This is a genomic window from Staphylococcus sp. HMSC65H10 (genome assembly GCF_001839185.1).
Classification (GTDB): Bacteria; Bacillota; Bacilli; order Staphylococcales; family Staphylococcaceae; genus Staphylococcus; species Staphylococcus simulans.
The window spans coordinates 1-26,098 of sequence record NZ_KV840316.1; the positions used below are offsets into that span (position 1 = coordinate 1).

Annotated in this window: 24 protein-coding genes; 17 read left to right on the top strand and 7 right to left on the bottom strand. The window is 36.0% G+C overall.

All coding sequences use genetic code 11. The features are described from left to right. Positions 1-300: 300 nt before the first annotated feature. On the bottom strand, positions 301-405 hold the full coding sequence (locus tag HMPREF3270_RS14110; protein WP_158262995.1) for a delta-lysin family phenol-soluble modulin: 105 nt from the start codon (positions 403-405) through the stop codon (positions 301-303). A 371-nt stretch (positions 406-776) separates the two neighbouring features. Here HMPREF3270_RS14110 and HMPREF3270_RS02865 point away from each other — a divergent pair, with 371 nt between their 5' ends. Genes HMPREF3270_RS02865 through agrA form a run of 4 tightly spaced genes read left to right on the top strand, consistent with a single transcriptional unit; the run spans position 777 to position 3,558 of the window. Further along, positions 777-1,355 (top strand): accessory gene regulator AgrB, encoded by a 579-nt coding sequence (locus HMPREF3270_RS02865; RefSeq protein ID WP_002481720.1) that lies wholly within the window; start codon positions 777-779, stop codon positions 1,353-1,355. Then, positions 1,355-1,492 carry a cyclic lactone autoinducer peptide AgrD gene (gene agrD, locus HMPREF3270_RS02870; protein WP_002481721.1) on the top strand — a complete coding sequence of 46 codons (138 nt, stop codon included), beginning with the start codon at positions 1,355-1,357 and terminating at the stop codon, positions 1,490-1,492. Before HMPREF3270_RS02865 ends, agrD begins: the two co-directional genes overlap by 1 nt. 45 nt (positions 1,493-1,537) lie before the next feature. Then, positions 1,538-2,839 (top strand): quorum-sensing sensor histidine kinase AgrC, encoded by a 1,302-nt coding sequence (gene agrC, locus HMPREF3270_RS02875; protein WP_070848581.1) that lies wholly within the window; start codon positions 1,538-1,540, stop codon positions 2,837-2,839. A gap of 2 nt (positions 2,840-2,841) precedes the next feature. Next, a complete protein-coding gene (agrA, locus tag HMPREF3270_RS02880) occupies positions 2,842-3,558 on the top strand; it encodes a quorum-sensing response regulator AgrA (RefSeq protein ID WP_002481723.1) in 717 nt (238 codons plus the stop codon). 74 nt (positions 3,559-3,632) lie between these two features. Here agrA and HMPREF3270_RS02885 read toward each other — a convergent pair whose 3' ends face one another. After that, positions 3,633-5,117 (bottom strand): GH32 C-terminal domain-containing protein, encoded by a 1,485-nt coding sequence (locus tag HMPREF3270_RS02885; protein ID WP_070848580.1) that lies wholly within the window; start codon positions 5,115-5,117, stop codon positions 3,633-3,635. 235 nt (positions 5,118-5,352) lie between these two features. Here HMPREF3270_RS02885 and HMPREF3270_RS02890 point away from each other — a divergent pair, with 235 nt between their 5' ends. Together HMPREF3270_RS02890 and HMPREF3270_RS02895 are read left to right on the top strand one after the other, a co-directional pair. Next, positions 5,353-6,441, top strand: a complete 1,089-nt coding sequence (locus HMPREF3270_RS02890; RefSeq protein ID WP_070463416.1) for a YeeE/YedE family protein — start codon at positions 5,353-5,355, stop codon at positions 6,439-6,441. A gap of 55 nt (positions 6,442-6,496) precedes the next feature. Then, entirely contained in the window at positions 6,497-6,721 is a 225-nt protein-coding gene (locus HMPREF3270_RS02895; protein ID WP_002481726.1) for a sulfurtransferase TusA family protein, read from the top strand. Between the two features lie 50 nt (positions 6,722-6,771). Here the strand turns inward: HMPREF3270_RS02895 and HMPREF3270_RS02900 are convergent, their stop codons facing one another. Then, the gene (locus HMPREF3270_RS02900) at positions 6,772-7,413 is read right to left on the bottom strand and encodes a redox-sensing transcriptional repressor Rex (protein ID WP_002481727.1); all 642 of its coding nucleotides are present in this window, start codon (positions 7,411-7,413) and stop codon (positions 6,772-6,774) included. A gap of 564 nt (positions 7,414-7,977) precedes the next feature. Between HMPREF3270_RS02900 and HMPREF3270_RS02905 the strand changes: the two genes are divergently transcribed. After that, on the top strand, positions 7,978-9,903 hold the full coding sequence (locus HMPREF3270_RS02905) for an ABC-F family ATP-binding cassette domain-containing protein (RefSeq protein WP_070848579.1): 1,926 nt from the start codon (positions 7,978-7,980) through the stop codon (positions 9,901-9,903). 339 nt (positions 9,904-10,242) lie between these two features. Continuing rightward, positions 10,243-11,838, top strand: a complete 1,596-nt coding sequence (locus tag HMPREF3270_RS02910) for a MutS-related protein (protein WP_070848578.1) — start codon at positions 10,243-10,245, stop codon at positions 11,836-11,838. 57 nt (positions 11,839-11,895) lie between these two features. Here the strand turns inward: HMPREF3270_RS02910 and tsaD are convergent, their stop codons facing one another. From tsaD to tsaE, 4 genes are read right to left on the bottom strand one after another with little or no spacing between them, the layout of a single operon-like run. Beyond that, positions 11,896-12,921, bottom strand: a complete 1,026-nt coding sequence (tsaD, locus tag HMPREF3270_RS02915) for a tRNA (adenosine(37)-N6)-threonylcarbamoyltransferase complex transferase subunit TsaD (protein WP_023015914.1) — start codon at positions 12,919-12,921, stop codon at positions 11,896-11,898. Next, positions 12,921-13,340: a ribosomal protein S18-alanine N-acetyltransferase gene (rimI, locus tag HMPREF3270_RS02920; RefSeq protein ID WP_096754679.1), complete on the bottom strand. Its 420-nt coding sequence runs from the start codon at positions 13,338-13,340 to the stop codon at positions 12,921-12,923. The genes tsaD and rimI overlap by 1 nt, the downstream gene beginning before the upstream one ends. Before the next feature lie 20 nt (positions 13,341-13,360). Beyond that, the gene (tsaB, locus tag HMPREF3270_RS02925; RefSeq protein WP_070848576.1) at positions 13,361-14,026 is read right to left on the bottom strand and encodes a tRNA (adenosine(37)-N6)-threonylcarbamoyltransferase complex dimerization subunit type 1 TsaB; all 666 of its coding nucleotides are present in this window, start codon (positions 14,024-14,026) and stop codon (positions 13,361-13,363) included. Then, entirely contained in the window at positions 13,995-14,468 is a 474-nt protein-coding gene (gene tsaE, locus HMPREF3270_RS02930) for a tRNA (adenosine(37)-N6)-threonylcarbamoyltransferase complex ATPase subunit type 1 TsaE (protein ID WP_023015916.1), read from the bottom strand. The genes tsaB and tsaE overlap by 32 nt, the downstream gene beginning before the upstream one ends. Before the next feature lie 460 nt (positions 14,469-14,928). Here tsaE and ilvD point away from each other — a divergent pair, with 460 nt between their 5' ends. From ilvD to ilvA, 9 genes are read left to right on the top strand one after another with little or no spacing between them, the layout of a single operon-like run. Continuing rightward, positions 14,929-16,623, top strand: a complete 1,695-nt coding sequence (gene ilvD / locus HMPREF3270_RS02935) for a dihydroxy-acid dehydratase (protein ID WP_002481735.1) — start codon at positions 14,929-14,931, stop codon at positions 16,621-16,623. Between the two features lie 21 nt (positions 16,624-16,644). Beyond that, positions 16,645-18,372 (top strand): biosynthetic-type acetolactate synthase large subunit, encoded by a 1,728-nt coding sequence (ilvB, locus tag HMPREF3270_RS02940; RefSeq protein ID WP_070848582.1) that lies wholly within the window; start codon positions 16,645-16,647, stop codon positions 18,370-18,372. Then, on the top strand, positions 18,369-18,842 hold the full coding sequence (gene ilvN, locus HMPREF3270_RS02945; RefSeq protein ID WP_070848575.1) for an acetolactate synthase small subunit: 474 nt from the start codon (positions 18,369-18,371) through the stop codon (positions 18,840-18,842). The genes ilvB and ilvN overlap by 4 nt, the downstream gene beginning before the upstream one ends. A gap of 58 nt (positions 18,843-18,900) precedes the next feature. Continuing rightward, entirely contained in the window at positions 18,901-19,905 is a 1,005-nt protein-coding gene (gene ilvC / locus HMPREF3270_RS02950) for a ketol-acid reductoisomerase (RefSeq protein ID WP_002481738.1), read from the top strand. A 25-nt stretch (positions 19,906-19,930) separates the two neighbouring features. Further along, complete coding sequence (locus tag HMPREF3270_RS02955; RefSeq protein WP_002481739.1) at positions 19,931-21,463, top strand: 2-isopropylmalate synthase; 1,533 nt, start codon at positions 19,931-19,933, stop codon at positions 21,461-21,463. Then, complete coding sequence (gene leuB / locus HMPREF3270_RS02960; protein ID WP_070848574.1) at positions 21,460-22,500, top strand: 3-isopropylmalate dehydrogenase; 1,041 nt, start codon at positions 21,460-21,462, stop codon at positions 22,498-22,500. The genes HMPREF3270_RS02955 and leuB overlap by 4 nt, the downstream gene beginning before the upstream one ends. 15 nt (positions 22,501-22,515) lie before the next feature. Then, on the top strand, positions 22,516-23,898 hold the full coding sequence (leuC, locus tag HMPREF3270_RS02965) for a 3-isopropylmalate dehydratase large subunit (protein ID WP_002481741.1): 1,383 nt from the start codon (positions 22,516-22,518) through the stop codon (positions 23,896-23,898). After that, positions 23,891-24,472 carry a 3-isopropylmalate dehydratase small subunit gene (leuD, locus tag HMPREF3270_RS02970; RefSeq protein ID WP_002481742.1) on the top strand — a complete coding sequence of 194 codons (582 nt, stop codon included), beginning with the start codon at positions 23,891-23,893 and terminating at the stop codon, positions 24,470-24,472. The genes leuC and leuD overlap by 8 nt, the downstream gene beginning before the upstream one ends. 12 nt (positions 24,473-24,484) lie before the next feature. Next, positions 24,485-25,753: a threonine ammonia-lyase IlvA gene (gene ilvA, locus HMPREF3270_RS02975; RefSeq protein WP_057510853.1), complete on the top strand. Its 1,269-nt coding sequence runs from the start codon at positions 24,485-24,487 to the stop codon at positions 25,751-25,753. Positions 25,754-26,098 lie beyond the last annotated feature (345 nt).

Genomic DNA, 26,098 nt, shown 5'->3' on the forward strand with positions numbered 1-26,098 from the left:
GGTTATCTCATCAACCGAATTTATTATAGAGCCACTTATTATTAAGGGAATGTTTACAGTTATTTTTCTATCTATTTTTGGGGATGTTATTAATTATGAAAAAAATTTAGTGAATTTACCGATATTTGATAAATTTAATGTTACTCACGATAATTTAACTACAATGATATGCATACCGAACGCTTCATTTCCGATATACATATATGAGAGATGCAGGAATCAATGCAAGGACAAACACCAATTCCTGCTTTAAGGATTAAACAATTTAGTGCTTATACTCAAAGGACAATAAATAAGGAATTATTTTTGAGTGAATTTTTGAACTGTTTCGATGATTAATTTTACGAATTCACCGATAGTGCCTACGATATCGCCTGCCATGTGTATTGCCCCCTTTCTTTTCAATATAGGATGATCAGTTAGTCTAAGGCATGTTAGACCTACGAAGAATATTAACGATGCCATAAACCAATTTCTTTGAAATATTAAGATGAAGTAAGGTAACCACATTGACTTCAAACACGATATGTTTATGTAATGTGTTACCTGAATTCTTATCACATCTCTGTGATACATCTTCATTAAAACATCATTTCTAAAGTTAATGTTAAATAATCCCTAACTTATGATATTTCAATCATAACTGTCTATAAATATATGTTAAAATGACGATAATAGTAGATTTTCTACAGTTTGGAATAAAAAACGAACAGTTAGGCAATGAATCAATAAAATATCCTTTTTAGTTGTATAATGTCAGTGAGGAGAGTGAGGCTATGCAAAAGGCTTTTTACAGACAGGTTGATCGTTGGGCTCAAGCCCTTCAAAAAAGAAACAATCTAGACCGTATCGCTTATTTAAAAATAAAGCTTGGCCTAGAAGTCTTTTTCAATAACCTTTTCAAAACGATTGTCGTTTATGGACTTGCTCTTCTATTCCATGTTTTCTTATACACACTAACTGTTCATTTAAGCTATTTTATTATCCGACACTTTGCACACGGTGCGCATGCCAAATCAACACTTGCATGCTATATAGAAAGTATTGTTTTATTCGTAATGTTGCCATGGCTCTTAGCAACGTATCATGTACCAATCAACATTATGATTACACTTGCAGCAATCGCAGTCATTTTACTTTGTATTTATGCACCTGCTGCTACAGTTAAGCAACCAATTCCCACACGACTGATTAAGAAAAAGAAAATCACGGCAATCATTCTTGCAACATTAATGTTTGCAATTTCATTCCTTGTTCCTAATGCTTACCAACAAATGATTTTGCTAGGTATCACATTACAAGGCGGTTCACAATTGCCAATATTTTTCCCTAAAAACAGAAAGGATGTATTGTAATGGACTTATTAAATGGTATCTTTAAATTATTCGCTTTTATCTTTGAGAAAATTGGAAACTTAGCTAAGTATAACCCATGTTGGGGTTACTTCGATGAAACTGAAGTACCAAGAGAATTATTAGAAGAAGATAACTAAAATCTAAAGAGTACAATCTTCATTGTATAAGAAAGTGTGTATAACATGGAATTATTAAACGGTATGTTTATAGCGACTTATCAAGGTATCTTACTCTTTTTAATCGCTAAAATTATTTTGAACTTATGCTACTCTTATAAAGAAATAGCTATACTTATAGCGATAAATATATTGGGAAGTTTTTCATATATTATCATTGGTAAATATGCACTATTTATCGTGATATTACTTACCGCAATCTATTTATACAAAAAAATCAAATTATACTCTTTGCTGACAATGGTAGGAAGTGTCCTAATTTTATATTTAGGTAACCTTTCTGCCATGTCTGTTTTTATACTGCTTGATGCATACGATCCTAAAAGAATATTTATACATGTTCTTTACTTAATAACATTTACAGTGGTTTCTATACTCTTAGCCTATGCAGTTAGATTTTTAATTAAAAAGTTAAGAACATCTTATTTATCTAGTAATAAGTTTTATATAGGAACAGTTATTACCTTTTTAGTAGCTACTTTTATTGTCATATATGTATTAATGCCTTCTAACATTAGTTCTAGCGAATCCTTTAAACTTGTAGTTCTAGTTTATGTTGCTTTCATTCTCGCCGTAGTTGTTTTAGTGTTAGTAATCAGCTTTACGGTATTACGAGAAATGAAGTATAAGAGACAAGTTGAAGAAATAGAGAATTATTATAAATACACGTTACGTATTGAAAAGATTAATAATGATATGCGCAAGTTTAGACATGACTATGTGAATATATTACTCTCCATGTCTGAGTTTATTCGTGATGACGATATGCCTGGTTTAAGAGCTTATTTTGAGGAACATATTGTTCCACTTAAAGATAATATGCAGACGAATTCTTTTAAAATCAATGGACTTGAACGTTTGCAAATTCGAGAGTTAAAAGGTTTGTTGACGACTAAAATTATTCAAGCACAAGAAAATAATATCAGAGTAAGTGTTGAAGTACCTGATGAGATACATCATATTTCATTAGACATGATTGACTTATCGAGAGTAATGGGGATTATTTTGGATAATGCAATTGAAGCTTCCACTGAAATCGACGATCCTTTAATTCAAATCGGCTTTATGAAAAATAAGGATGCCGTGATGATTATTGTGATGAATAAGTGTGCTAAAGATATCCCTAAAGTTCATGAACTATTTAAAGAGAACTTCTCTACTAAAGGTCCAAATCGAGGTTTAGGGCTATCAACTTTAAGAGAAATTATTGATCAAACGGATAATGTTTTATTAGATACTGTGATTGAAAATCATTACTTTATACAAAAACTTGAAATCATGAATACAGAGCACGAGGATGTGAAATAAACGTGAAGATTATTATATGCGAAGATGATGTACAACAGCGCGAACACATTGAATCCATCATTGAAAATTATATTATGATTGAAGAAAAACCTTTAGAAGTGGCGCTCTCAACGGGTGATCCTTATGAGGTATTAGAATTCGCTAAAGCTACAAATGAGATTTGTTGTTACTTCTTAGATATTCAGTTAGATTCTGATATTAACGGTATTAAGCTTGGCAGCGAACTTAGAAACTATGATTCTGTCGGCAGTATTATCTTTATTACTAGCCACAGTGAACTCACTTATCTTACTTTCGTTTATAAAGTAGCAGCCATGGACTTTATTTTTAAAGATGACCCTTCAGAAATGAAATCTCGAATTATTGATTGTATCGAAACTGCATTGACGAGACTACAGTTGCTTTCAAAAGAATCTAGTCTCGAAACAATTGAGTTAAAACGTGGCAGTAACTCAGTCTATGTTAATTACGATGATGTCATGTTCTTTGAATCCTCGGCAAAATCACATCGTTTAATTGCGCATTTAGACAATCGTCAAATCGAATTTTATGGCAACTTAAAAGATTTAAGCCAATTAGATGACCGCTTCTTCCGTTGTCACAATAGTTACGTCATTAATCGCAATAACATCGAAGAAGTAATATCTAAAGAACGTGAAGTCTACTTTAAAAATGGTGAACACTGTTATATCTCAGTAAGAAATTTAAAGAAAATCTAATCAAACAGGGCTGAAATCGCAATTGATTTCAGCCCTTCTTTTCTACTTATTCTTCTTATATTTCCACTTATAATTTATTGCTCCGAGTTATCTTCTACTTCATATATACCATGCAAATCATATTTCGTGAATTTTAAATATGCTTGACCTGATTCTGTACCTACACGTATTCCTTTACTATTCTCTGGAGGGAAAATGCGTGAAGACATAACACGCTCACCATGATTACAGAAAACTTCAATACTAGACTGGTCTACAAAAATTTGTAAATGCTCTAAATCTCGACTCAATTGTACTGAACATTTCGTTTCAACATTTGCAAGCGGTACTTCTCCACTTTCACTGCAATCTAATGTCACTAAACGAGAATGTGTGTTATACGTCACTTTTGTCGAATTCCATTTTGAGACTTTTACTTCAAAATAGATTTCAGTCGCATCATTTTCCAAAATTTCAATCTGCAGTTCAAAGTTGTCGCCTTCATAAGGGTGGAGCTGTTTCGCAAATTTATTGGCATAACCTAATGCTGTTTCTTCGTTATATCTTAATTGTTTTAAGCTGGAGTGCGGTGTTTGATATATCTTTCCGTTGCGCATAGTAAGTTGTCTTGGAATAGAAAGACAAGGAACTTGTGCAATTTCAGGCAAATGTTCATATTCGCCTTCTGTTTTTAATAAACCGATTAAGACACGCGAACCTTCAGCATCTTCGAACGTTTGAGGAAAGACAAAACCAAAGCCGTCATCCCACAATTTGAAATCGCCATGATTCATCTTAAAGTTATGGAAATGTAAATGCCCCATTAAGTAACCTGCTTTAAATGCGTGTTCCGTATTTTCAGCTGTAAACGTTAAAATGTCATAACCATTCATAGTGAAATAATCAGATGCATGCCAAAAATCACCAAAGTGAGAAAGGTTTGTATGGACGGGTGCAATCAATTGCCATTGGTTGAGATCGTCAGCATGATAAGCTAATAATCTTCCTTGTCCTTTTTCTGTTTGTGCACTTAACAATGCAAAACGTGCTCCATCTTTTTCAAACACTTTTGGGTCTTGTACATTTTGAACATAGCCTTCAGGCACTTCAAAATTGATAGGTTGCTCATATTTTTCGATTTCACCTGTATGATTTTTCACTGCATGCAGTTGCGTGAAAGGTGCTTCAATAACAGCATCTTTACTTTTTGCTGAGTATATAAAATGTGTCTGCTGATTGATCTCTATCGCACTGCCGCCTTTAATCCCCTCATCATCAAATAATCCGTCTGGTTTTAACATAATCTGTTCTGTAGGATTTTGTATTAAATCAGGAGTTTGATATGCGTAACTATAGCTTAATCCATTATTAATCGTAAATGGATACCATACATGACTTATTAAATAATGCTTGCCATCAAATAATAGACCATTCGGTTTACCCGCTGAACCAAATGGTGGCTGTAAATGGAATGTTTGTTTATACGGTGAAGAAGCGAACTTGTCTTTGAGTTCAGCAATTCTTTCAGCTGGTAGTTGTTCTATTCGTTGCGTTTCTACTTCATTTATCCAATCTTGCATCAACCATGTCCTCCTAATTAAACGTTTATCATCATTTCTTTTATTTTAGCATATTTATATACGCCCACCTATCCTCTTTTTCATACGGATTTCTATCTATGACATTTATATCAATTTTATAAGATAATACTTGTGCTTAATCAATTAATAATTTAGGGTAAAATTATACCCTTGCAATTTGGTCAATTGTATATTAGGATAAACCTTATCAACATTATCGGAAAAGAGGGATTAAATGATTTGGATGATTATCAGCGGTCTAATTGTGGGGAGTTTACTAGGATTTGTAATGCAGCGGACACGATTTTGTTTAGCCGGCGGATTTAGAGATATGTATGTTCAAAAAAATAATAAAATGTTTTACGCTTTACTCATTGCAATTTCTGTTCAAGCAATTGGTTTATTAGCTTTCACAGCGATAATTGGCAAACCTTTAGATAACGGAACATTCCCAATTATCGGAACAATTGTTGGATCATTTGTTTTCGGTGTTGGAATTGTATTAGCTGGCGGTTGTGCCACTGGTACTTACTACCGTGCTGGTGAAGGTCTTATCGGCAGCTGGTTAGCTTTAGTTGCTTATGCAGTATTCTCAGCTATTACTAAAGCAGGATTGTTAAAACCAGTGATGGAAGGTCTTAATTCAAAAACTAATGTTAATGCAGATATGTCAACAAGTACAGGTATTCCTGCTTGGGTTTGGGTCATTGTCATTACAGCAATTACAGTGTTCTTTGTGGTTAAAACAGTACGTAAACCTAAACCGAAAATTGCAGTCCCTAAATTAAAACAAAAATTCACAGGTGTACGTCACTTCTTCTTTGAAAAGAAATTCCACCCATTCGTAGCAGCAATTGTTGTTGGATTAATTGCGTTACTTGCTTGGCCAATGAGTTATTCAGCAGGCCGTGAAGGTGGTTTAGGTATCACTACACCTTCTTCAAATTTAGTACAATTTATCATTACAGGTAAAACATCATTCTTAGACTGGGGTGTATTCTTAGTCTTAGGTATTTTCATCGGATCTTATATTGCAGCTAAAGGTTCACGTGAATTTGCTTGGAGATTACCAGATAAAAAGACTTTAAGAAATAGTGTTATCGGCGGTGCATTAATGGGATTCGGCGCTTCAGTTGCCGGCGGTTGCTCAATTGGTAACGGCTTAGTTGCAACAGCAGCATTATCTTGGCAAGGATGGATTGCTCTTGCATCAATGATTTTAGGTACTTGGTTAATGAGTTACTTTATCTTTATTAAACCAATGAAAGCATTACGTAAAGCACCTGCTAAAACAACTGCTTCAAGACCTGCAACACAATCATAATTAAGTTAAAATAGCCATAACGAATAAAAAGTTTTAAACAAAGGAGAATGAATCTATGGTATACGAACTAGGAACAGTCGGAATGGTTTGTCCTTTCCCTCTTATCGAAGCACAGAAGAAAATGGAAGAATTAGAAGTCGGAGACGAATTGAAAATCGACTTTGACTGCACACAAGCGACAGAAGCTATCCCAAACTGGGCAGCTGAAAAATCTTACCCTGTAACAAATTACGAACAATTAGGAGACGCTTCTTGGACAATTACAGTTCAAAAAGCCTAAACTAAAAAAGGAGTTTGCATTGAATGAAAATTCAAGCAAACTCCTTTTCTTTATTTACGATTCATATTATTCATAAAGAAGAGTAAAGACTGTAATTCTACCCCTAAATCAATATGATGTACTGATACATTATCAGGTACATCGATACGTGAAGGTGTAAAGTTTAAAATGCCTTTTACGTTACTAGCGACAAGTTGATCAGCAACTTCTTGTGCTGCTCTTCCAGGTGTTGTGATAATCACTACATCTAAATTGCCTTTTTTCAAAATATCATGAATGGCATCCATGTCTTTAACTACAACTTTTCCAATTTGCGTACCGACTACATCCGCGTCAATATCAAACGCTTCTGTAATCACCATATCATCGTGGATTGAGAAGTTATATGAAAGCAATGCTTTCCCTAAGTTCCCTACGCCGACTAAACCAATACGAATTACATCACTTTCGCTGATTTCGCCTTTAAAGAATTCTAATAAACTCTCCACATTGTAACCATAACCTTTTTTACCCAGCTCACCAAAGTATGAGAAATCTCTTCTGATGGTAGCTGAATCAATATCCAATGCTTCACTGATTGTTTTAGAATTCACTCTATCTATCCCTTTTTCTTGAAGGGTATTCACGAATCGGTAATATAAGGGTAATCGTTTCAAAGTCGCGCGAGGAATTTTATTGTTTTGATTAGCCAATTTATTTTCCTCCAAATCTTTCTAACTACTATCCCAAACTTTATTCAGTTCAACCATAATAAAACTATACTTTTAATCGTATGAAGTTATGTTAATTTAGCCATGGAGTTGTGAAAAGTAGTCATTTTATCGACTATTAGCAGATTATAGTATTATCATAGTTAATAATGCTGTACAACAATACTCAGCTTGTTTCTGGAATCATTTTTTATTATTTAAGTATACCGTATGATTTCAGAAATTGGAATGACTGTATTATCAACATTTTAGTGAATACGCTCTTTATTACACTAAAACATCCATAATTGCATTTGTAAATTACAGCAATGTACTAACTATTATACGATTAGAATTTTGTTTTGAACACATTTTTTTAAAACAAATCATAATTAATGGTCTGTATTAAATGTGTATTGACACAAATTTCTGATAAAATATTCAATCTTTTAATTTCGCGTGATATGTTAGGAATTCATGTCAATTGCGCTTATAATAGTAACTAAGCGACGCTTTTTAGGAAGGAGGACTACGAGATATTTACAGACAAATCTCGTATAAATTTGAATGATATTACTACAACTAAACAATGTCTCAAAATCCTTCGACGGGGAAGAAATCTTTAGTGATGTCCACTTTGAAGTAAAGAGTCATGAAAAAATAGGCATTGTCGGCAGAAATGGCGCTGGCAAATCAACATTAATGAAAATCATTGCTGGTGTGGATGGTTATGATAGCGGCAATGTCTCGAAAATCAAAAATTTAAAAGTCGGTTATTTAACACAACAAATGACCTTAGATACTGACCATACCGTATGGGAAGAGATGTCTAAACCTTTTGCTTATCTTAAACAAATGGAACAAGAAATGCAGGCGGAAACTAATTGGTTAGCCGATCATGCTGATGAATATGAATCTGAGACTTTCAAAGACCATATGGCAAGATATGAAACTTTGTCTAACCAATTTGAACGCTTAGAGGGGTATCAATTTGAAAGCAAGATTAAAACGGTCTTACACGGATTAGATTTTAACGAAGAAGATTTCAATCGTTCAGTAAATGATTTCAGCGGTGGTCAAAAAACACGTTTGTCACTCGCACAAATGTTATTGAGTGAACCTGATTTATTATTACTTGATGAGCCGACCAACCATTTAGATATGGAAACAACACAATGGCTCGAAGATTATTTGAATTACTTTAAAGGTGCTATCGTTATTATCAGTCACGACCGCTTCTTCTTAGATAAAACGGTCAACCAAATCTACGATGTCGCACTCGGTGCAGTTCAACACTATGTCGGCAACTATAGTAAATTCATCACACAACGTGATCAATATTATCAAAAACGCATGCAAGAATACGAACGTCAACAAGCTGAAATTAAACGACTAGAAACATTTGTCGAAAAAAATATCACACGTGCATCAACAAGCGGTATGGCTAAAAGTCGCCGAAAAGTTTTAGAAAAAATTGAACGTATCGATAAACCGATGTTAGATGCTCGCAGCGCTAATATCCAATTCGATTTTGATCGTAATACAGGTAATGACGTATACCATATTAGAAACTTAGAAATCGGTTATGCAGAGCCTGTGATTGCACCTATCACAATGGAAATCACTAAAGGAAATCATTTAGCAGTCATTGGACCGAACGGTATCGGAAAATCAACATTCATTAAAACTGTAGCCGACCGTATTCCTAAATTAGGCGGCGAAATTATTCATGGCGCAAATTTACGTGTCGGTTACTACGATCAAAAACAAGCAGAATTCAAATCTAATAAAACCATTTTAGACTATGTATGGGACCAATACCCTACCATGCCAGAAAAAGATGTACGTGCAGTATTAGGTCGTTTCTTATTTGTTCAAGATGATGTTAAAAAAATCATCAATGATTTATCAGGTGGTGAAAAAGCCCGCTTACAATTGGCATTATTGATGTTAGAACGTAATAATGTCTTAATTCTTGACGAGCCTACCAACCACTTAGATATCGATTCTAAAGAAATGTTAGAACAAGCACTTCAAGATTTTGAAGGTACTTTAATCTTCGTTTCACATGACCGTTACTTTATTAATCAACTGGCAAATAAAGTTTTCGATATGCAACCAGATGGCGGTACTGTTTACGCAGGCAATTATCAATATTATTTAGATAAAACTGAAGAGAAAGCCGCGATTGCCGCAAAAAATGAAGCACAACAAGCAGCACAAATCTCGACTGAAGAAAATACGAATTCATACGAAAATCAAAAAGCACAACGTAGAGAACTACGTCAGTTAGAACGCCAAATTGAAAACTGTGAAGCAGAAATTGAAAAGTTCGAACAACAAATCGAAACCATCGATCATCAATTAACACAACCAGAAGTATTTAATGATCCAGAAAAAGCTGCACAGTTAGCTGAAGAAAAAGACACTATCGAACACCAACTCGAACAAGTTATGGAAACGTGGGAAGAATTACAAGAAAAAATAATATAAACCATAAAGGTTACCGAGGACTAGAAATGAACACTTCATTTTTAGTCCTCTTTTATTACAATTCCTTAACAAAATTATCAACATTAAAAATCCCTTAACATCAACTATCCACAGAGTTATCCACTTTATCCACAGGTAAAAAGACACCATTTTAAAGACTATTCACATCACTTTCCACAGTTATTCACCTATTTACCCACACTTATCCACAAGTTATTCACTTATTGTTGATAAGTACGCATGTTCGCTATTGACAAAACAACAACTCAATCAAAATTGGCGACTGCCCATTATTATGAGATACTATAAATAATTCATATAAATAGAGAGGTATTATTCATGGATAGTGTACTTAATATTTTCTTATTTTTAATCTTCATGTGGCTAGTGATTACAGCGCTTTATATCATACTCACTTACTACCAAAAATACCGCGCTGCACAACGTATACGTTCATTATGGGATGCACGCGCTAAATCTGAAAGCTTCATACGTCCCAATCAACATTATCGCTATCAATACGATACATATCATCAGCAAAATGAACATACACTCGATGATAAAACATGGTCCGATTTAAATTTAGACGACGTGTTTCAACAACTCAATTATAATTTCACCGCAATTGGTGAAATGCGCTTATACGCAACACTTCGAGGCATGTTTAAAGTTAACAACCAAAGCTTGATTAACAAGTTCAAAAATCATAAAACATTTCGTCAAAGTGTGTCTGTACATTTATCACAAATTGGCAAAACAATTTACCCAATGTTTCCGGATCAAATCAAACCAATTAAAATGCAAAATATTTATTATCTATGTCCTTTGCTTCCTATTATAGGTTTGATACTTGTACCTATTCTAAAGGGCCCAGGCTTATTAATATTACTCTTTACGATTGTGTTGAATATCTTTCTAAGCGGTAAATTATCCAAACACTACTCTGAATATATCAACGCAACCTTTTATTCTGTTAATGTCATTAAAAAAGCTGAACGTATTCATCAACTTGAACAAGCACCTGAACTTGATGTGAATTTCAAACATTTCGCGAAAGCCAAACGATTCAGTCCCCTACTAGGTAAAGTTTCACCTGATAACGAAGGCGGTGCAATGGCAGAATTTATTAAACTCGCTTTCATGTTAGATTATGTTATTTTCAATTCAGTCCAAAATACCTTTACTAAGCATCAAGATGAACTGATGGCTTGTTATGACTATGTCAGTGAAATTGACAATCATTATGCGATTGCTTTATGGCAAGAAACTTTAGAATCATATACACATCCTGAAGTCACACAACAACCTGAATTAGAATTCAACGCGTTAGTTCACCCTTTACTTGAGACACCTGTCCCAAATGATCTAAACATTCAGCGAAACATCTTACTGACAGGTTCGAACGCATCAGGTAAATCGACATTCATGAAAGCTGTAGCACTCAATTTAGTATTAGCGCAAACTGTTGATACAGCATTAGCGACTCAATTCAAATATAAGCCTGGTATGATTTTAACTTCTATGGCGAATCAAGATGATGTACTGAGCGGAGATAGTTACTTCATCGCAGAATTGAAATCTATCTTACGCTTAATGGATCAAACAAACACTTATTGTTATTGCTTTATCGATGAAATATTTAAGGGAACGAATACAACAGAGCGCATTGCAGCTTCTGAATCAGTTTTAAATTACCTTGCAGAACATCCCAAATACAGAATCATTGCGGCAACGCATGATATTGAATTATCACTACTACTTGAACAGGATTTTGCGAATTATCATTTTAATGAAACGATTAAAGATGATGAAATTTATTTTGACTATAAAATCAAACCAGGTAAAGCAGATACTCGTAATGCAATTGAATTATTACGCTTAATGCACTTTCCTGATGCTGTTTATCAAAATGCATTAAAAAATACAAAAAAGTAGAGAAGCAAAATAACCGCTTCTCTACTTTTTCTTTTATCAATATTTCTTTTTATTCAATTATTCTACTGAAAATTCTTCAATATCAATACTGCTTTTACCATTTAAATCTAAATCAGCTTTTAATCCAGCTTCATATAAATAATGACCTGCTGCACCAATCATCGCCGCATTGTCAGTACATAACTTCGGACTTGGAATTGATAATTTAATCTGATGTTCTGCACATGCTTCTTTAAGTGCTTTTCGTAAACCTTTGTTGCTTGCGACACCACCTGCGACTATTAACTGATTCACTTGATACGTTTCACATGCTTTAATCGCCTTGTGTACTAAAACTTCAACGACACTATTTTGGAAACTTGCCGCAACATTTTCAGGAATAATTTCTTCATTCTTTTGTTTCAAGTTATGCAGCTTATTGATAACTGCACTTTTTAAACCACTGAAGCTAAAATCAAAACTATCCGGTTCTAGCCATACACGTGGGAAGTCGTAGACATCTTCCCCTTCTGTTGCGAGTTGATCGACTTTCGGTCCGCCGGGATACGGCAAGCCGATTGTACGTGCCACTTTATCATAAGCTTCACCAACTGCATCGTCTCTTGTTTCACCGATAACTTCAAAGTTTAAATGGTCTTTCATATAAACTAACTCCGTATGACCACCTGATACTATCAGTGCCATCAACGGAAACTCGAATGGTTCTTCTAAATTATTCGCATAGATATGACCTGCAATATGATGCACCGGGATTAATGGTTTATCATATGCATATGCTAATGCTTTTGCTGCATTGACTCCGATTAAAAGTGCACCGATTAAGCCTGGACCTTCTGTCACCGCAACCGCATCTATTGCTTCCATATCTGTATGCGCTGTTGTTAAGGCCTCATCTATCGTTTGTGTGATACCTTCCACATGATGACGGCTCGCTACTTCAGGGACCACGCCGCCGAAACGTTTATGACTTTCAATTTGGCTTAGCACAGTATTGCTTAAGATTTCTTTGCCATTTTTAATCACACTGGCACTTGTTTCATCACAGCTTGATTCTATTGCTAAAATTAATGTATCTTTTTCCATTATAAATCCACCCACATTACGAGTGCATCCTCGCCTTCTCCATAATAATTTTTTCGTTTGCCGCCGTAATTGAACCCTAATGATTCATAAACACGACGCGCAATGCTGTTTTCAATACGTACTTCTAAACTCATAACCTCACATGTCTGTCTAGCGAAATTCATCGCATACTCCACAATTAACTTTCCTAATCCATACCCACGCATCTTTTCAGTTACCGCAACTGTCGTAATTTGTGCTTGATCAATGACGGTCCATATACCGATATAACCAATAATCTCTTGCTCATATTCCATCACAAAATAACGTGCAAATTGATTACGTTCGACTTCATGATAAAAAGCATCAATAGTCCAAGAGCTATCATTAAAACACAAGCGTTCTAAATCAAAGACCTTCGGCACATCCTCTACAGTCATCAATCGTATATTCAAGCTATTTAATTCCGTTGCGTTTTTAACCAATTGCGTTCTGCCTCAGAAAGTTTAAGATAGTCTGGTTTAAAGGTATGGATATTTTCTGGTTGCGTAATTAAACTCTGCATCACGCTGGCTTTAGGAAGTTGATGAATTATCGGTCCATTTAGCAACTCAGTAATATTTTCTAAATCATGACCGACAAAAACGTGTGGCTGTTGTTGTTGATTCAGATAATCATTTAAATCTGTAATCAACATATATTGGTCTTCTAATAAGTTAACAAGTTGACCTTCTTGGTATTGATAAACACCTGTATAAACCGCTTCTCGTCTTGCATCAAACACGGGAACAATTAACTGTTCAGTCTGTGTATCAGGTAAAGTTGCAGCTAAGGCTTCTAAAGATGAAACGCTATATAACTCTGTATTTAATGCATAAGCTAACGTTTTAGCAGTCGTGACACCAATTCTTAATCCAGTGTATGAACCAGGACCTTTAGCAACGATAATTGCATTAATATCTCTTTTAGTGATACCTGCTTCTTCAATGATTTTTTGAATCGCCGGCATCAGTTGAACAGAATGATTACGTTTAATATTTGTGGTATGTTCTACTAATATATTTTCATCTTGCATCACTGCAAGCGACATAGGCTTATTGGATGTATCCAGCAGCAAGTAAATCACGTGTGACGTCCTCCTTCAGTTGTGCATAATGCGCACCTTGTGCTTCTATTGTAATTTCTCTTTTATTTTCATCTACTGCAGTAAGATTAATCGTTAAATGATTATCTGGCAATAAGTCTTGAATAAATGTACTCCATTCAATAACGGTTACTGCATGATCATCAAAATATTCATCGAACCCTAAGTCTTCATCAGAATCTTCTAAGCGATAGCAATCCATATGATGAAATTTCATGTTCGTTCCTTTATAAGATTTAATAATATTGAAGGTTGGAGAATTAATTGTACGTTTCACTCCTAAATGCTTTCCGATGAATTGACTTAATGTTGTCTTTCCTGCACCTAAATTACCATTTAATAAAATTAGATCTTTGGGTTGTAAATGCTTTGTCAGTATTTCAGCAAATTGATTCATTTGATCAATATTGTTGATTGTTATCATTTTCAAGTCTCCTATTTTCTATTCTGTATGCGTACAGAAATTTCGTCTTCTATATTGTAACATGGCATGCAACTGCTTTTGACTATAATGATTGTTTGCTTTAAAAATGAAATATGTAATTATTAAAAACGTTTTCATGTATGAAATTAAAAAATTTTCAGAAATCCGGTTGACATCCCTCTGGACATGTAGTAAATTAAGTTTATCAAATTTTTAGACAATTCAAATTTATTCATAAAACCATTCGAAAGGAGCAAATTGAAATGACTAACAGAACACAAGCAAATACTCTACCGACAACAACAAATATTTTAGTCATTTTATTAATTTGCTAGGACTCGAACTTTAGTAAAAACCATTACTAAATGTTTAAGTCCTATTTCCGATTGAATGGGACTTCCATTGACGTCCCAATAATTATTGGGACGTTTTTTTATTTGAATCTTCGGGGGGAATTATATTGAGAAGCGACACAATCAAAAAAGGAGACCAACAGGCTCCGGCCAGAAGTTTACTTCATGCCACAGGACAAATCAAAGATCCAACAGATATGAACAAACCATTCGTAGCGATTTGTAACTCTTATATCGATATCGTTCCAGGACATGTTCACTTAAGAGAATTAGCAGATATTGCAAAAGAAGCTATCCGAGAAGCAGGCGCAATTCCATTTGAATTCAACACAATCGGTGTTGACGATGGTATCGCAATGGGACACATTGGAATGCGTTATTCATTACCATCTCGTGAAATCATCGCAGATGCAGCTGAAACAGTTATCAATGCACATTGGTTCGACGGCGTCTTCTACATTCCAAACTGTGACAAAATCACACCAGGAATGTTAATGGCAGCAGTTAGAACAAACGTACCTGCTATCTTCTGTTCAGGCGGACCGATGAAAGCTGGTTTATCTACAACAGGTAAAGCCTTAACTCTTTCATCTATGTTCGAAGCAGTTGGTGCCTTTAAAGGCGGTTCAATGACAAAAGAAGAATTTTTAGATATGGAACAAAATGCTTGCCCTACTTGCGGTTCTTGCGCAGGTATGTTCACAGCAAACTCAATGAACTGTTTAATGGAAGTATTAGGACTAGCACTTCCATATAATGGTACAGCATTAGCCGTATCAGACCAACGTCGAGAAATGATTCGACAAGCCGCTTTCCAATTAGTAGACAATATTAAAAATGATTTGAAACCACGTGATATCGTTACAAAAGAAGCATTAGATGATGCATTCGCATTAGATATGGCGATGGGCGGTTCAACAAACACAGTACTTCACACACTTGCAATCGCAAATGAAGCGGGTGTTGATTATGACTTAAGCCGTATCAATGAAATTGCTAAACGTACACCTTATTTATCTAAAATCGCACCAAGTTCTTCTTATTCTATGCACGATGTTCATGAAGCCGGCGGTGTTCCTGCTATCATCAATGAATTAATGAAAAAAGAAGGTACATTGCACCCTGACAGAGTGACTGTTACAGGTAAAACACTTCGCGAAAACAACCAAGGCAAAGAAATCAAAAACACAGATGTTATCCATCCACTTGATAATCCGTACGATAAAGAAGGTGGCCTTTCAATCTTATATGGTAACTTAGCTCCAAATGGTGCAGTTATCAAAGTCGGCGGTGTAGATCCTGAAATCAAAGTCTTTAAAGGAAAAGCCATTTGTTTTGACTCTCATGATGAAGCTGTTGAAGCAATTGATAACCACACTGTACGTGAAGGTCACGTTGTAGTTATTCGTTATGAAGGCCCTAAAGGCGGACCAGGAATGCCTGAGATGTTAGCCCCTACTTCATCTATCGTAGGTCGTGGCTTAGGTAAAGATGTTGCATTAATCACTGACGGAAGATTCTCAGGAGCAACAAGAGGTATCGCAGTCGGACACATTTCACCTGAAGCAGCATCAGGCGGACCAATCGGATTAATTCGTGACGGTGATGAAATCGTCATCGACTTAACAAACAGAACATTAGATGTAGATGTTTCAGAAGAAGAAATGAACAAACGTAAAACAGAAGTCAAACCATTTAAAGCCAAAGTGAAAACAGGTTACTTAGCACGTTATACAGCACTTGTTACAAGTGCAAATACAGGCGGTGTTATGAGAGTACCAGAATATCTAATTGAGGAGTGATGCTTTATGTCTAACCCACAAATGACTAAACATAATGAAGAAGCAAACAGTACACAAGCAGCCACGAAAACGAGTAGAAGCGGTTCGGAATTGTTGGTAGAAGCACTGTTGAAAGAAGGCACAGAGTTGCTTTTCGGTTATCCAGGAGGTGCCGTGCTACCGCTCTATGATACATTTTACGATGGTAAAATCAAACATATCTTAGCACGACACGAACAAGGTGCTGTACACGCTGCGGAAGGTTATGCCAGAGTTTCTGGCAAACCTGGCGTAGTTGTAGTTACCAGCGGTCCAGGAGCAACAAACGTTATTACAGGTATCGCAGACGCATTTAGTGATTCATTGCCACTTGTAGTATTTACAGGACAAGTTGCAACACCAGGTATCGGTAAAGATGCATTCCAAGAAGCGGATTTACTTTCAATGACAACACCTATCACTAAACACAACTTCCAAGTTAAACATCCAGACGAAATTCCTGAAGTGGTACATCAAGCGTTTCACATTGCAAATACAGGTCGTAAAGGCCCAGTAGTCATCGACTTCCCTAAAGATGTCGGCATTCTACAATCTGATGTTGATGTATGTGACGAGCTTGATTTACCAGGATATCGTTTAGCTGATGCACCGAACCCTCAAGATGTACAAACTGTACTAGAATGGTTGAAATCAGCGAAGAAACCAGTCATTTTAGCTGGTGCAGGCGTGAGACATTCAGAATCAGGTCCACTTCTGACTACATTTGCTGAACGCCATCAAATTCCAGTAGTCACAACTTTACATGGGTTAGGCACAATTCCTTACAGCAATCCCCTATTCTTAGGTATGGGCGGTATGCATGGATCTTACGCAAGCAACATGGCACTTTCTGATTGCGACTTGCTTATCAACTTTGGTAGCCGCTTCGACGATCGCCTTGCAAGTAACCCAGATAAATTTGCAGAAAACGCTAAGGTTGTTCATGTAGACATCGATCCTTCTGAAATCAATAAAATCATCAAAACAGATTTGGGCGTAGTAGCTGACTGTAAATTGATGCTTGAAGCATTGCTTACAGAAACTAATACTTACGACCAACATAAAGACTGGGTTGACTACTGTGTGAATAATCAGAAATCTCATCCATTTGCATATACAGATGAAGAAGCAGATGTATTTATCAAACCTCAACAAGCCATCGAGTATATCGGTAAAATTACAAATGGAGAAGCGCTAGTTACAACAGATGTCGGCCAACACCAAATGTGGGCAGCGCAATTCTATCCATTCAAACATGATAATCAACTAGTAACAAGCGGTGGTCTTGGAACAATGGGCTTCGGCATCCCTTCTGCTATCGGTGCTAAATTAGCACAACCTGATAAAACAGTTGTTTGTTTCGTTGGAGATGGCGGTTTCCAAATGACTAACCAAGAAATGGCAATCTTAAATGAGTATGGTTTAGATATCAAAATCGTCCTTATCAATAACGGCACACTAGGAATGGTTAAACAATGGCAAGATAAATTCTTTAAACAACGTTTCTCTCATTCAGTATTCAATGGCCAACCAGATTTCCAACAATTATCAGAAGCATATGGTGTGAAAGCATTCTTAGTAGATGATCCTAAAACACTTGAAGCAGATTTAGAAGCAGCATTTGCACACAAAGGCCCTGCTTTAATCGAAGTAAAAATCTCACCTAAAGAACCAGTTTTACCGATGGTACCAAGCGGTAAAGCGAACAACGAAATGGAGGGTGTCCTATGAGATATACATTCAAGACGCAAGTATTAGATAAATCTGGTACATTAAACCGACTGACAAGTACCTTTTTAAGACGTCAGTTTAATATCGTAACACTTTGTGTTACACCAAGTATTCAACCTGGTATTTCTGATATGACATTCGTAGCTGAGTTAGATGAAGCATCAAAAGTACAATCACTCATGCTCCATTTAGAAAAACAAATTAATGTACTTTCTGTAGAAAATATCACAGATAACAACGTCTACAGTGTGGAATTATTACTTGCTAAAATTGCAACACCTGCAGATAAAACAGAATTAGACAACTTGATCAATCACAGTGATGCGCTAGTTTCAGTATTAAAAGAAGAAGATGGTCATACTTATTTACAAGCATCAGGTACACAACAAGCACTTGATGATGTATTACATGCACTATCATCACAACAGATTGATCAAGTTTCTAGAACAGGAACTGCAGCATTATTATAATTTGAATTTTCACAAAGTTGAGAATTTAAAATAAAACAAATTTTTGGAGGAATTTATTATGACAACAGTTTATTATGACGAATCAGTGAAAAAAGACGCTTTAGAAGGTAAAAAAATCGCGGTATTAGGCTACGGTTCTCAAGGTCACGCACATGCTAAAAACCTTAAAGACAACGGCTATGACGTTATAATCGGTATCCGCCCAGGACATTCTTTCGACAGAGCTAAAAAAGATGGATTCGATGTATATCCAGTTGGAGAAGCAGTAAAACAAGCAGACGTAATCATGGTATTATTACCAGATGAAATCCAAGGTAAAGTATACGACGAAGAAATCGCTCCTAACCTAGAAGCTGGTAATGCATTAGCATTTGCACATGGTTTCAACATCCACTTCGATGTAATCAAACCACCAAGTGACGTAGATGTATTCTTAGTAGCTCCTAAAGGCCCTGGTCACCTTGTTAGACGTACATTCACTGAAGGCAGCTCAGTTCCTGCATTATTTGGTGTAGGCCAAGATGCAACTGGTAACGCTTTTGACATCGCATTAAGCTATGCAAAAGGTATCGGCGCAACTAAAGCTGGTGTCATTGAAACTACATTCAAAGAAGAAACTGAAACAGACTTATTCGGTGAACAAGCAGTACTTTGCGGTGGTGTTACTCAATTAATCCAAAACGGTTTCGAAACATTAGTTGAAGCTGGTTACCAACCAGAACTTGCTTACTTCGAAGTATTACATGAAATGAAATTGATCGCTGACTTAATGTACGAAGGCGGTATGGAAACTATGCGTTATTCAATTTCAAACACTGCTGAATACGGTGACTATGTTTCAGGTCCACGTGTTATCACACCAGACGTTAAAGAAAACATGAAAGCTGTATTAACTGATATCCAAAACGGTACATTCGCTAACAACTTCATTAAAGATAATGAAAATGGATTCGAAGAATTCTACAAACTACGTAAAGCAGCACAAGGTCACCAAATCCAAGAAGTTGGTAAAAAACTTCGTGAAATGATGCCATTCGTTGAAAATAAAACTATTGAAGAATAATACTAAATCAGGAGGTTGATTATTTATGAGTCATATTCAAATTTTTGATACAACACTAAGAGACGGTGAACAAACGCCCGGAGTCAGTTTTTCCTTTGATGAAAGACTGACTATCGCAAAGCAACTTGAAAAATGGGGTGTCGATGTAATTGAAGCTGGATTCCCTGCTTCTAGTGAAGGTAGCTTTAAATCAGTTCAAGCTATTTCACAAGCTTTAACTAAAACTGCTGTAGTAGGCTTAGCAAGATGTAAGAAAAGCGACATCGATGCTGTGTACGAAGCAACTAAAGAAGCAAAATATCCGCAATTACATGTATTTATCGCTACTAGCCCTATTCATTTAGAGCATAAATTGAAAATGACTCAAGAAGAAGTGCTAGAGCAAATTACTGAAAATGTTGCTTATGGCAAATCTTTATTCGATGTTGTACAATTCTCACCCGAAGATGCAACACGTACTGATTTAGATTTCTTAATCAAAAGTGTGCAAACAGCTGTAGACGCAGGTGCAACAATTATCAACATTCCTGATACAGTAGGTTATAGCTATCCAACTGAATTCGGAAATATCTTTAAAGTATTGCTTGAAAATGTTAAATCTGATCAAGAAATTATCTATAGTGCACACTGCCACGATGACCTAGGCTTAGCTGTTGCAAACAGCATGGCTGCCATCGAAAATGGTGCAAAACGTGTTGAAGGTACAATTAACGGTATCGGTGAACGTGCTGGTAATACTGCACTTGAAGAAGTTGCGCTTGGTTTATACGTACGTAAAGATCACTATGGTATTGAAACAAGACTTGAGCTTGGACGTACTAAAGAAACTTCTGATTTGATTTCTCGTTTCGCTGGTATTCCAGTACCTCGAAATAAAGCTGTTATCGGCCAAAACGCATTCAGTCATGAATCAGGTATCCACCAAGACGGCTTCTTGAAAAACCGTGAAACATACGAAATCATGACGCCACAATTAGTGGGTATCCAAACATCTGAATTGCCTCTTGGTAAATTGTCTGGTAAACATGCTTTCGCTGAAAAGTTAAAACAACTTGGCTACGAAATCAGTCCAGAAAAACAAGTTGAATTGTTCAAACAGTTCAAATCTATTGCCGATAAAAAGAAAAATGTTTCTGATTATGATGTACATGCCCTTGTTCAAGGTCATTACCATGAAACAAATGCTGCTTATCATGTTGAAAATCTTCAACTACAATTTGTGGCTGAAGGTGTACAAAGTGCAGTCGTTCAACTTCGTGATAATGACGGCAAACAATATCAATCAGCAGCAACAGGAACAGGTTCTATTCTTGCAGTATACAATGCAGTAGACTTAATCTTCGATGCTGAATCTGAATTGTTGAACTATCAAATTTCTTCAGTAACTGAAGGTTCAGATGCACAAGCACAAGTTAACGTTGAACTTAGCATTGATGGGCGCTCTTACTACGGTATCGGTATCGACCATGACGTATTGCTTGCTTCATGTAAAGCTTATGTGGAAGCTTATTCTAATCATATTGCTGATGCATCAGTTAATAATGAGGTGAACGCATGAGTTATAAAATCACTGCCCTCCCAGGCGATGGTATAGGTCCAGAAATACTTGAAGGTACTTTGAAAATATTAGAAAAATTAAGTGGAAAATATAACATTGATTATGAATTAGAAACTTATGATTTTGGAGGGGCCGCTATAGATAACTATGGCGACCCGCTTCCATCATCTACGCTTGAAGCTTGTAAACAATCTGATGCGATTCTTTTAGGTGCAATCGGCGGTCCAAAATGGACAAACAGCCCAAAACGACCTGAAGCTGGCTTACTTGCTTTAAGAAAGAACTTAGAGTTATTCGCAAATATCCGCCCTACTGCTGTAGTTGAAGGCGCGACTGAATTCTCTCCTCTTAAAGCAGAACGTGTACAAGGTACTGATTTAGTGATTGTCAGAGAATTAACAGGCGGTTTATACTTCGGTGAACCGAAAAAATTAGCTGAAGATCATGCAATTGATTCATTAACATATACTAAAGCAGAAGTTGAACGTATTGCACACGCAGCGTTCAAACTTGCACAATCAAGACGTAAGAAATTAACTTCAGTGGACAAAGAAAATGTATTAGCATCAAGTAAATTATGGCGTAAAACAGTTGATGAAGTATCTGCTTCATATCCTGATGTGGAAGTAGAACATCTACTTGTTGATGCATGCAGTATGCATTTGATTACGCGTCCAACACAATTTGATGTGATTGTAACTGAAAACTTATTCGGTGATATTTTAAGCGATGAAGCTTCTGTCATTCCAGGTTCATTAGGTGTATCCCCTTCTGTCAGCTATGGACAAAAAGGTACAAAACTTTATGAACCAATTCATGGATCAGCACCTGACATTGCGGGTCAAGATATTGCGAATCCGACAGGTATGGTGCTTTCATTAGCAATGTGTTTCAGAGAAACATTTAATCAAGCAGAAGCGGCAGAAGAATTAGAAAAGATTGTTTATGGTTTACTGAAAGAAGGCTTTACGACACCTGATTTAGGCGGAAAAGCACATACTTCAGAAATCTTCGAGAAAATTTTACAACAACTTTAAAGGATGGTGATTGAAATGGGACAAACTTTGTTCGATAAAATATGGAATAGACATGTTCTCACAGGAAATGCAGGTGAACCGCAATTATTATACATTGACTTGCATTTAATCCATGAAGTGACATCACCTCAAGCCTTTGAAGGATTAAGAATTCAACACAGACCACTGAGACGTCCGGATTTAACGTTTGCGACAATTGATCATAACGTACCGACAGAAGATATTTTCAACATCAAAGATGAAATTGCAGCAACACAAATCAAGACGCTTCAAAAGAACTGTGCAGAGTTTGGGGTTCGACTGTTTGATAATGGTACTGAAGAACAAGGTATCGTACATATGGTTGGACCAGAAATGGGATTAACGCAACCTGGTAAAACCATTGTTTGCGGTGACTCTCACACAGCAACACACGGTGCTTTCGGTGCCATTGCTTTCGGTATCGGAACGAGTGAAGTTGAACATGTTTTTGCGACACAAACATTATGGCAAACTAAACCGAAGAATCTTTTAATTGATATTAATGGTGAGTTGCCTAAAGGTGTATATGCAAAAGATATTATCTTACACCTCATCAATCAATATGGTGTAGATTTCGGTACAGGTTATGCGCTTGAATTTGCAGGTTCTACAATTCGTAATCTATCAATGGATGCGAGAATGACAATCTGTAATATGGCGATTGAAGCCGGCGCAAAATATGGTTTAGTTGAACCAGATGAAACAACACTAGAATATGTCAAAGGTCGTCCTTACGCTGATATTGATGAGGAAACTGCAGAATATTGGCAATCACTTTATAGTGATAAGGATGCACAATTTGATCGTGTGATTGAGTTAGATGTATCTGACCTAGAACCACAAGTAACTTGGGGTACTAGTCCTGAAATGGGTGTAAGCTTCAATACACCTTTCCCAGAAATTCAAAACGTCAATGACGAACGTGCTTATCACTACATGGATTTAAAACCGGGTGAAAAAGCTGAAGATATTGAACTTGGTTATGTATTCTTAGGCTCTTGTACAAATGCGCGCCTTTCTGACTTACAAGAAGCAAGCAAATTTGTTAAAGGACATAAAGTACATCCTAATATCACAGCAATTGTTGTACCTGGTTCAAGAAGTGTTAAACATCAAGCTGAAGCTTTAGGACTTGATAAAATCTTTAAAGATGCAGGCTTTGAATGGCGTGAACCTGGCTGCTCAATGTGTCTCGGTATGAACCCTGACCAAGTACCAGCTGGTGTTCACTGCGCTTCTACCAGCAACCGTAACTTCGAAGGTCGTCAAGGTAAAGGTGCAAGAACACATCTTGTATCCCCTGCTATGGCAGCAGCTGCTGCGATTGAAGGACGCTTCGTAGACGTCAGAAAATGGGAGGCGCTTGAACATGCTTAAAATCGAACCGATTACACAATATACAGGTAAAACTGCTATTTTATTTCACGATAATATTGATACAGACCAAATTATCCCAAAAGTCCATCTTAAAGGCGTTTCTAAAACAGGACTTGGTCCTTACGCCTTTGATGAGTGGCGTTATCTAGAAGATGGTTCAGATAACCCTGAATTCGAATTAAACCAACCTCAATATAAAGGTGCTTCAATTCTTATCACAGGTGATAACTTTGGTTGCGGTTCTAGTCGTGAACACGCAGCTTGGGCATTAAAAGATTATGGCATCAATATTATTATTGCGGGCAGCTTCAGTGATATTTTCTACATGAACTGCACGAAAAATGCATTATTACCTATCGCACTAGAAAAAGAAGATCGTGAGTTCCTTGCGAAATATAAAGAGCTCGAAATTGACCTTCCGAATCAGGTAATCAAAACACCTGATCGCGAATTACATTTTGATATTGATTCAACTTGGAAGAACAAACTTGTTCAAGGACTAGATGATATTGCCGTCACATTGGCATACGAAGACCAAATTGAACAATACGAACAGAAATACCAACACAATTAAGGAGTGAGCGAAATGACTGTACAAACTGCTGTATCAGCTAAAGACATAGAAGAGGCTTTTTTATCATTACAGCCGATTGTCAAAGAAACGCCTTTAGAGAAAGATCATTATTTATCTTTAAAGTATGACTGTAATGTATATTTAAAAAGAGAGGATCTGCAATGGGTACGTTCCTTTAAACTAAGAGGTGCTTATAACGCAATTCAAGTATTGAGCGAAAGCGAAAAAGCAAAAGGTATTACATGTGCGAGTGCCGGCAACCATGCACAAGGTGTCGCATTTACTGCACAACGATTAGGATTAAAAGCAGTCATCTTTATGCCTGTGACAACTCCCCTTCAAAAAATTAATCAAGTTAAATTCTTTGGTGGAGAAAATGTTGAAGTAATCTTGGTTGGTGATACATTTGATGATTGTTTAAAAGAAGCCCTAGAATATACTGAAAAACATGCGATGAACTTTATTGACCCATTTGACAATGTCAATACAATTGCAGGTCAAGGTACAATCGCAGCGGAAATTTTAAAAGAAGCACAAGAAAGCAATATCGATGTAGATTATCTATTTGCCGCAATTGGTGGCGGCGGATTAATTTCTGGTGTAGGTACTTACTTTAAAGAGAAGTCGCCTCAAACAAAAATTGTAGGTGTTGAACCTAAAGGTGCTGCAAGTATGTATACTTCAGTTGTCTTAGAACATCACAGAGTTAAATTACCAGAAATTGATAAGTTTGTAGACGGTGCATCTGTTGCACAAGTCGGCAAAATTACATTTGAAATTGCGAAAAAAGTCGTTGATGATTATCTTCAAATCGATGAAGGTGCTGTATGTTCTACAATCTTAGATATGTATTCTAAACAAGCCATTGTCGCAGAACCTGCAGGTGCATTAAGCGTCTCAGCTCTAGAACAATATCGTGATCAAATCAAAGGCAAAACAGTAGTTTGTATTATCAGCGGTGGTAACAACGATATCAACCGTATGAAAGAAATCGAAGAACGCTCACTTTTATATGAAGAAATGAAACACTACTTCATTTTCAACTTCCCTCAACGTCCTGGTGCGTTAAGAGAGTTCGTAAATGAAGTATTAGGACCAAATGATGATATCACTAAATTCGAGTACTTGAAAAAATCTTCTCAAAACACAGGTACAGTTATCATAGGTATTCAATTAAATAACCATGATGACTTAACGCGTTTGAAAGAAAAAGTACATGAGTTTGATCCATCAAATATCTATATTAATGAAAACAAAATGTTGTATTCATTATTGATTTAATCTAAAAAGCAGGAGATGCCATAATTCTAAAATGACTTATGGTTTCTCCTGCTTTTTCTTTATATACATATGCCTATTAATTTTCCGCACAGCTTCTCCACTTACACATTTTAAGCTAAATTCTCGTTTATTGAATGAGTCTTTAACTAATGCTGATTAAAAATGCTTTTTATATACCTATTTAAAACAGTATGTAATGTTTTATATGTATCTTATGAACTATATCAATTTCTCTTATAAAAAAGCATAAAAAAAGACCTCAAACCTGAGATCTCAATGCGGCTCATCGCATCCAAAATATATAATATACGATTATACATTCAAAACTAGATAGTAAGTAAATTT

What these genes read in the sequence shown, in the direction of transcription:
- leuB (WP_070848574.1), top strand. Translation starts at nt 21,460, where the DNA reads ATGAGTTATAAAATCACTGCCCTCCCAGGCGATGGTATAGGTCCAGAA.
- tsaD (WP_023015914.1), bottom strand. Translation starts at nt 12,921, where the DNA reads ATGGAAAAAGATACATTAATTTTAGCAATAGAATCAAGCTGTGATGAA.
- HMPREF3270_RS02890 (WP_070463416.1), top strand. Translation starts at nt 5,353, where the DNA reads ATGATTTGGATGATTATCAGCGGTCTAATTGTGGGGAGTTTACTAGGA.
- HMPREF3270_RS02910 (WP_070848578.1), top strand. Translation starts at nt 10,243, where the DNA reads ATGGATAGTGTACTTAATATTTTCTTATTTTTAATCTTCATGTGGCTA.
- ilvB (WP_070848582.1), top strand. Translation starts at nt 16,645, where the DNA reads ATGACTAAACATAATGAAGAAGCAAACAGTACACAAGCAGCCACGAAA.
- HMPREF3270_RS02905 (WP_070848579.1), top strand. Translation starts at nt 7,978, where the DNA reads ATGATATTACTACAACTAAACAATGTCTCAAAATCCTTCGACGGGGAA.
- agrD (WP_002481721.1), top strand. Translation starts at nt 1,355, where the DNA reads ATGGACTTATTAAATGGTATCTTTAAATTATTCGCTTTTATCTTTGAG.
- leuC (WP_002481741.1), top strand. Translation starts at nt 22,516, where the DNA reads ATGGGACAAACTTTGTTCGATAAAATATGGAATAGACATGTTCTCACA.
- agrC (WP_070848581.1), top strand. Translation starts at nt 1,538, where the DNA reads ATGGAATTATTAAACGGTATGTTTATAGCGACTTATCAAGGTATCTTA.
- ilvN (WP_070848575.1), top strand. Translation starts at nt 18,369, where the DNA reads ATGAGATATACATTCAAGACGCAAGTATTAGATAAATCTGGTACATTA.
- rimI (WP_096754679.1), bottom strand. Translation starts at nt 13,340, where the DNA reads ATGACTGTAGAGGATGTGCCGAAGGTCTTTGATTTAGAACGCTTGTGT.
- ilvC (WP_002481738.1), top strand. Translation starts at nt 18,901, where the DNA reads ATGACAACAGTTTATTATGACGAATCAGTGAAAAAAGACGCTTTAGAA.
- HMPREF3270_RS02955 (WP_002481739.1), top strand. Translation starts at nt 19,931, where the DNA reads ATGAGTCATATTCAAATTTTTGATACAACACTAAGAGACGGTGAACAA.
- tsaE (WP_023015916.1), bottom strand. Translation starts at nt 14,468, where the DNA reads ATGATAACAATCAACAATATTGATCAAATGAATCAATTTGCTGAAATA.
- ilvA (WP_057510853.1), top strand. Translation starts at nt 24,485, where the DNA reads ATGACTGTACAAACTGCTGTATCAGCTAAAGACATAGAAGAGGCTTTT.
- HMPREF3270_RS02865 (WP_002481720.1), top strand. Translation starts at nt 777, where the DNA reads ATGCAAAAGGCTTTTTACAGACAGGTTGATCGTTGGGCTCAAGCCCTT.
- HMPREF3270_RS02895 (WP_002481726.1), top strand. Translation starts at nt 6,497, where the DNA reads ATGGTATACGAACTAGGAACAGTCGGAATGGTTTGTCCTTTCCCTCTT.
- HMPREF3270_RS02885 (WP_070848580.1), bottom strand. Translation starts at nt 5,117, where the DNA reads ATGCAAGATTGGATAAATGAAGTAGAAACGCAACGAATAGAACAACTA.
- leuD (WP_002481742.1), top strand. Translation starts at nt 23,891, where the DNA reads ATGCTTAAAATCGAACCGATTACACAATATACAGGTAAAACTGCTATT.